The organism is Yeosuana sp. (genome assembly GCF_057126245.1).
Genome location: NZ_DBNGMQ010000045.1, coordinates 1 through 6,207, shown reverse-complemented (window position 1 = coordinate 6,207; position 6,207 = coordinate 1). Strand labels below are relative to the sequence as shown.

General features: G+C 32.3%; 5 protein-coding genes. 2 read left to right on the top strand and 3 right to left on the bottom strand.

Translation table 11 applies throughout. The features are described from left to right. Positions 1-692 (top strand): DUF4386 domain-containing protein (locus tag AC15TD_RS04625; protein WP_484450964.1); only part of this gene is annotated, 692 nt, incomplete at its 5' end. Positions 693-830: 138 nt separating this feature from the next. Here AC15TD_RS04625 and AC15TD_RS04620 read toward each other — a convergent pair. Together AC15TD_RS04620 and AC15TD_RS04615 are read right to left on the bottom strand one after the other, a co-directional pair. Then, entirely contained in the window at positions 831-1,556 is a 726-nt protein-coding gene (locus AC15TD_RS04620; protein WP_484450963.1) for a LytR/AlgR family response regulator transcription factor, read from the bottom strand. Further along, positions 1,553-2,650, bottom strand: a complete 1,098-nt coding sequence (locus AC15TD_RS04615) for a sensor histidine kinase (RefSeq protein ID WP_484450962.1) — start codon at positions 2,648-2,650, stop codon at positions 1,553-1,555. The genes AC15TD_RS04620 and AC15TD_RS04615 overlap by 4 nt, the downstream gene beginning before the upstream one ends. Positions 2,651-2,855: 205 nt before the next feature. On the opposite strand from AC15TD_RS04615, the gene AC15TD_RS04610 reads away from it, so the two are divergent. Further along, a complete protein-coding gene (locus AC15TD_RS04610; protein ID WP_484450961.1) occupies positions 2,856-3,941 on the top strand; it encodes a serine hydrolase domain-containing protein in 1,086 nt (361 codons plus the stop codon). A 367-nt stretch (positions 3,942-4,308) separates the two neighbouring features. Here AC15TD_RS04610 and AC15TD_RS04605 read toward each other — a convergent pair. Next, on the bottom strand, positions 4,309-6,207 hold a 1,899-nt coding region (locus tag AC15TD_RS04605), incomplete at its 5' end, for a pullulanase X25 domain-containing protein (protein ID WP_484450960.1).

The window sequence follows — 6,207 nt, the reverse complement described above, 5'->3', positions numbered from 1 at the left end:
AAAAAATAGATTTTATGGACTCAAATAAACGTATTGCCAAAATTGTCGGAATATTATTTATAACTGCTACGGTTACTTCTTCACTGAGCATTTCGATTACCGAACCCATTCTTGAATCCACGAATTTACTTGAGGCATTTTCTGATAAATCAAGCCAAATTGCAGGAGCAGCGATTCTCATGCTTATAGATGCTATTTCAGTTGCATTTATCGCGATACTATTATTCCCTATTCTTAAAAAGAAAAGTGAAAGTTTGGCACTGGGATATGTTGGTATGCGAATCATGGAAGGTATTCTATTTGCAGCCTATGTTGCGGTATTGATAAGTGTTTTGTTTATAAGCAAAGAATATTCAGTCAATAACGTGCAAGACACAAGTAACTTCAGACCCATAGGTCAATCCTTATTGATTTTAGCGGAATGGACATTCGATATAGGACTCGGAATAGTTTTTACTATTTCTGCACTTATATTGAATTTCATATTATTCCGATTTGCACTTGTACCTAGATGGTTGGCAGCTTGGGGTTTTATTGGTGCCCTTGTAACAATGACCATAGTGCTATTGAAATTTTATGAAATTCAAGTAATAGAAGCCTTGGATTTTATAATAGGAATACAAGAAATGGTGTTTGCCATATGGCTTATTATTAAAGGTTTAAAACATGAATCACCAAAAACAAGCATATAAAAACGTATAACATTAAAGAACATTAGTCTGAACTCAATAACTTAACTCAACAACTCTAAATTTATAGATTTGGTGATATTGTGTATAAAAAACAATAGACTTATCCAAATAGAAAAAATACAAATTGAGAAAGTTCAATTAGCTATAAAAATCTGATTTAAAAAACTCATGAACCGCTTTCCGGTGAGTTTTGCCAATGGGGATAATAGATTCTTCTATTTTTATTTGATGCCTTTCAATAGTTTTTATATGGGCGATGGAAACTATATACGACTTGTGCACCTGAATGAATTTTTCTTTTGAGATTACTTCAAAAACATCTTTCATGCTTAAACGTGCAACCACTTTTTTGTCGCTTAAGTAAAAGCTGATATAATGGCCGTCTTTTTCCAAATAGCGAACGTCATTAAGTTCTATACGATGTGTTTTTGGCCCACTCTTAAGGTAGATAATTTCTTCATTTGCACTCGAAGTTTGAGTGGTATCAATGACCTCAGGTTTCTTATTTATTAAACGACTTTGTACCTTATTAACCGCTATAAGAAAACGCTCGAAAGTTACTGGTTTAAGTAAATAGTCCACTGCATTTTTCTCATAACTTTCTAGTGCATATTCAGTATAAGCTGTAGTAAAAATAACTAAGGGTGGATGAATCAATACTTTTAATAATTCCATACCATTGATTTCCGGCATATTAATATCCAGAAAAATAAGATCAACCTTAGTATCTCTTAAAAAGCTTAAGGCATGTAATGGATTGCGAAAAGTACTCAAAAGGGATAAATTTGGAGTTCTATCAACAAAATCGGCTAACACTTCTATAGCAGCTGGTTCATCATCTATTATAACACAATTTACAATCATAAATTATCTATTCGTAGCTGTACTTCAAAGTATGTCTCATCATTATTTATATTAAGTTCAAAATTGTTTGCATACACAAGTTCCAGCCTTTTTTTAACATTGGCAATTCCTATTCCTGAATATACATGATTATTTTTACTCTGCTGAATTTTGTTTCTCACGTTAAAAAATAAGCAGCCATTTATGACTTTAATTTCTATTCTAATAATATTGTTTTGATGCATTTTAATACCATATTTAAAGGCATTTTCAACAAAAGGAATTAACATAAAAGGACTAATGTTTGTGTTTTCTATATTTCCTTCTAGCTTTAAGTTTACAATTACTTCCTCATCTGCAAAACGTAATTGTTGCATTTCGATATAATCTTGGATATACTTAATTTCCTTAGCAATAGGAATGTATTTAGAACTACTGTCATAGAGCATAAAACGGGTTAGACTGGAGAGTCTGGTTATGGCTTCAGAAGCTTCAGTGTCATTATTTCGTTTCGTAATGGCATATATGTTATTTAAATTATTAAATAAGAAATGTGGATTTACCTGAGATTTTAAATAATCGAGCTCTACTTTCCATTTTTCTGCTAAAATAGTTTGCTGTCGGGTGCGTTCTTCCATAAGTTGTTTCCAATCTTTAACATATCGATATCCAAAGGATAATGCTAAAAATCCAAGGTTTCTTATTCCGTGAGGAAATTCAAGACTTCTTCTCTTAGGGAGGTTATTATAATCTACACCATATAAAAATTCAAAATTTTCTGGTAAATTATAAATGGTTTGTAATGTTATTTTTACAAGAAATTCGACTCCTAGTAATCCGAAAAACAATAATATAATACTCAGGATGTATTTATTAATCTGTTTATTTTTAAGGTACTTAGGGATCGCATAATATATATTTAAAAAAAATAGCAACCCACCAAATAATATTGAAAAAAAAAGTGCCCAATAAATACTACCATCCTTAAGGTTAAAAGGATATATAAACACATAATCTCCGATATCTTGTAATCTTGGATAAATAAAAACACTGAATAATAAAACTATTAACAAGGCCTCAATAATTCCAACTTTTATATGTTTTGTTATACCCATAGCTCACAAATATAGGGGTTTATAAAATTCAGTTATAATTGTTGGCATGAAGGATTCATATTTGTCACGAACGGCTCCTGTCTGCAGAATTTGGCAACAAATTAGGGATTGATTGCTTTAATGTATTAAAATGGGCCGTTGGTGACTTTCATTTTTCAACAATTAAAAATGACTGTTATTTAGCTGGAAATTAAAACCATAAAAAATGAAAAAAGTAATTTATTTAAATTATCTATCAGTAGTATTTACCCTTTTCTTCCTTAATTCTCAATCTACAAGCTATGCACAAAATTTAGAATCCATAATTGATAGTTTATTACAGGAAAAGTACCAACCAAATGCTCCTGGCGCAACCTTTTTGATTTCTAAAAATGGAAATATCATTTATAAAAAAGCATTTGGCCTTTCAAATCTAGAATTAAATCTTCCAATGCATACGGAAAACGTCTTCGAAATAGCCTCTATGACAAAACAGTTTACAGCAATATCTATTTTAATGCTTGTAGAAAAAGGAAAACTGAATTTGGATGACGAAATAACAAAGTTTATTCCTGATTATCCTACAAATGGAAATAAAATTACCATACACCATTTGTTAACACACACATCGGGGATTAAGGATTTTACTAGAGTTAAAGGACTAAATGAAATTTCAAAACAAGATTTAACACCTTTAGAATTAATAAACTTTTTTAAAAATGAGCCTATCGATTTTGCTCCCGGTGAAAAAAGCAGCTATAATAATTCTGGATATGTGCTATTAGGTTATATCATTGAAAAAGTAACTGGACAGCCATATGGTGATTTTGTTAAAGAACAAATTTTAAAAAAACTAGGAATGACATCTTCACAATATGGAAGTCATAGAGAAGTTATTAAAAACAGTGCTTCAGGTTACCATAATAAAAATGGTTATGTTAATCGTAGACAAGTTAGTTATTCTTTCGCTTATTCTACCGGTGCATTGATGTCTAACGTCAATGATATGTTTACTTGGCAAGAAGCCATAAAAAACAACCTTCTAATTAGCAAAGAAACAACTGAAAAAGCATTTACGAATTATACATTGAATAACGGGGAGCATATTAACTATGGTTATGGATGGCATATTAAAGAAATAAATGGAGTTCCTACCAGAGAACATGGTGGACACTTTTTTGGATTCAAATCTATGGGTGTATATCTTCCTAATTATGATATTTATGTTGTTGGACTGAACAACTGTGATTGTAATTCACCAACAAAAATTACCAGAGAAATAGCAGCATTGGCAGCAAAGACATTAAATTAAAAACTTTATTAATAAAAGCTAACTTAAGATATACAATCCGTTGTGGCACATTTGAAATTAACAAAATTATAACCTTAAGCAAATTTTTATTTTTACTAAAAAATATTTTTTAAAACACTGTTTTAAGGTATCTGGCTATTAAATAATTACTAACAATTGTGAACACAAAACTGAATATACTTTTGAACACAATTATAATTTGAAAGTATTTTAAATAATTGATTTATAGTTATTTAAAAATTATAGAATTTTCCTTAAAAAATTCATAATTCGGAAACAATGACTCAGAACCGTTGGTAACTACTATTATTTTATTTATTTATAAATTTAAAAAAAAGGCCTATCATCTGATAGGCCTTTTAGCTAATTAATTTTTTACAAATTTTTTAAAGATATAGTTATTATCTATTTCGAATTTTAAAATATAGATACCACTTGAAAGTGTTTCTACCTCAATTTGGTCATTATTAATGGTTCCTTTCATTTTGACTGCACCTAAGATATCATAAATAACATAGGAGTGGTTAGAAGGTGATTTTGGTCCTTTTATATTAATTATATTATAAACAGCATTTGGATACAACAAAAAATCGTCCTTTAAAGTTCCATAATCTGTTACGTCCAGCGGACCTCCATTATAAGGTTCTGAACTTATAATATGGGTTTGCGGGTCATAACTAAATGTGATTTCACTATCTGATGGAATATATAATTGAATCTCATTACCCCATTCAATGCCGTTGTATCCATAGAAGATAATATTGCAGGCAAATGTTTCTTTCACCTTGTAAGAGTAATATCCGGCAGGAAGCGTAAAACTTCCTTCCCAGAAACCCGAATCAAGATTAAACTGTAAGACAGGGTTGTCACAATAATAGTCATCATCATAATCACAGCCCAATTCGTCCTGTAAAGTCCCATAAAGTGATACATTGGTCACTTCCTGTGGTGCACCGCTATATGGTGTTGAAGTCATGATATGAGTCTGCGGATCGTAACTGAAAGTAATTTCACTATCTGATGGAACATATAATTGAATATCACTACCCCATTCCGTTCCGTTTTCTCCATAATTGGTTACATAATTACAGACAGATGTCTCTTTCACAATATAAGAATAACATCCTGTAGGAAGTGTAAAGTTGCCTTCCCATAAGCCCGAACTGGAATTAAACAGTAATGCTGAATTATCACAGTCATCTTCATAATCATAGGCACAGCCTAATTCGTCCTGTAAAGTCCCAAAGAGTGATACTTTTATCACTTCCTGCGGAGCACCACTATACGGCGTTGAAGTGATGATATGGGTTTGAGGGTCGTAACTGAAGGTGATCTCAGCTTCTGACGGAACATATAATTGAAGCTCATTGCCCCATTCAACTCCGTTTTCTCCATAGTCGGTTACATAATTACAGACAGATGTTTCTTTCACAAAGTAAGTATAACATCCTGCGGGAAGCGTGAAGTTTCCTTCCCATACATTGGAATCAGAATTAAATACTAACGCTGGGTTGTCACAATCATAGTTATAATCATAATTGCAGCCCAATTCGTCCTGTAAAGAACCTATGAGCGTTACCTTTGCCAATTCGTACGCAGCTCCGCTATTAGGGGTTGAACTCATAATATGGGTTTGTGGATCGTAACTGAAGGTAACTTCACCATCTGATGAAACATATAATTGAATCTCATTGCCCGATTCAGTTCCATTTTCTCCATAATAGATTACGTTGTCACAAACATCTGTCTGTTGAATTCTATAAGTATAACATCCGGCAGGTAGTGTAAAATTTCCTTCCCATTTGCCTGATATTTCATTCTTCGTTAAAGCGGGATTGTCACATCCATAATCATAATCATAAGCACATCCCAGTTCGTCCTGTAAAGTCCCTATAAGTGATACTTTTGTTATTGCTAGCTCAGCACCGCTATAAGGCGTTGAAGTGATGATATGGGTCAGTGGGTCATAACTGAAGGTGATTTCAGCATCTGATGGCACATATAATTGAATCCTATTTTCCGATTCAATTCCGTTTTCTCCATAGAAGGTTACATTATTACAGCCAACTGTCTCTTTCACCCTGTAGGAATAACATCCTGCAGGAAGCACAAAGCTTCCTTCCCATGTACCCGAACTGAAATTAAACAGTAATGCTGAGTTATCACAGTCATCTTCATAATCATAGGCACAGCCCAATTCGTCCTGTAAAGTTCCTATAAGTGATACTGTTGTCACTTCCTGTGGAGCGCCACTATAAGGCGTTGA